We start from the raw sequence: 1,410 nt of genomic DNA, 5'->3' as shown, positions 1-1,410 counted from the left end.
AATCACCCCATCGACTCCACCAGACCCTAAGGCGGTGACCTCTTGCTCGGCTCGGTCAATCACAGCTTGCAGGCTACCCCCCCAGCGCGGGGAAGTAGGGAGTGGCAGCAAATGCACAACTCCTATGGCAGTTAGAATTCGGGTATTTTACCCGCGAATTCCCTAAGTCATACCCCTCCAGTTTCTGAAGGCTCCTACCTAGAACAAGCCGCACTCTATCAACGACTCGACTTGCTCAATCAGGCCGGAACCAGAAAGAGTAGAGGCCAAATCTCCTGAAGCGTTTCGGGGAACCCGTTCGCGTAGCGTGGCCTACGGCCTCCGCTACGCGAACGGGTCTATGACCCAAGTTCCGACGTGCCCCGTCGTACTTATGGCTCTATTTCGGATATTGATGGCAGCGTTATGGTCTCTGTCAAGTTCACATCCACATTCACAAACATGGGTTCTAGTGGATAAAGACTTCTTGACGACTTCACCGCATTCAGAGCAATTTTGACTGGTATAGGCGGGATTTACTGCAACAGTTATCCTGCCAAATTTAGTCCCAAAATGCTCTAACCATTTCCTGAACTGATACCAACCAGCATCATTAATAGACTTGGCTAGACAATGATTTTTTAGCAAATTCTTGAGTCTTAAATCTTCATAGGCGACCAGGTCGTTAGACCGGATTACGCAACGTGCAAGTCTCTTTGCATGTTCTTCACGCTGCCTACTTATTTTAAGGTGTTGCCTGCCTAGTCTATTAACCGCTTTTCTACGATTGGATGAGCCTTTCTTTTTCCGGGAAACCCGACGTTGATAAAACTTTAAGCGCTTTTCCCCTTTTCTATAGAATCGGGGGTTAGGTTCAGAGTGACCGTTAGAATCTGTATAGAATTCCTTAAGTCCTACGTCTAGCCCTACCATTTCGCCAGTATGGGGTAGTTCCTCTTTTACGTTAACTGCAACGCAAAATTGGACATAGTACCCATCAGCACGCTTGATTATCCGAACCCGATTAATTTGCTTCTTATCGAAGCGCCACAAGTCCCAGGTACCTTTGAGTTTGAGTTTTCCAATCCCTTTCTTATCCGTGAACGTTATCGATTTTTTGTCAGAGGAAAGTTTCCATCCTGACTTTTTGTATTCGACAGAACGAGCACGTTTCTGGAATTTCGGAAAACCCTTTTTGCCTGGTATCTTCTTCTTGCAATTATCGTAAAAGCGAACAATCGATGACCATGCCCTCTCAGACGCAGCCTGACGAGCAGTAGAGTTTAATTCATTAGCAAAAGGGAATTCTTTGGCCAGTATTTTGGAGTACCGGCTAAGGTCACTCTTCCCTGTACCTTTATTGTCCAACCACAAACGGATGCAACTATTACGGATAAATTTAACCGTCCGAATAGCTTCATCTATAGCCGA

1 protein-coding gene and 1 pseudogene are annotated in these 1,410 nt (G+C 46.2%); both read right to left on the bottom strand.

Annotated features, from left to right (window positions below; translation table 11 throughout):
- The coding region (locus F6K49_RS49105) for a BtpA/SgcQ family protein (protein ID WP_293110005.1) at nucleotides 1-138 on the bottom strand (138 nt) is incomplete at its 3' end.
- 60 nt (nucleotides 139-198) lie between these two features.
- Nucleotides 199-1,410: pseudogene (locus tag F6K49_RS49100) on the bottom strand (transposase); the annotation flags it as partial.

This window comes from Moorena sp. SIO3I6 (genome assembly GCF_010672095.1).
This window is presented reverse-complemented; position numbering and strand designations above follow the sequence as displayed.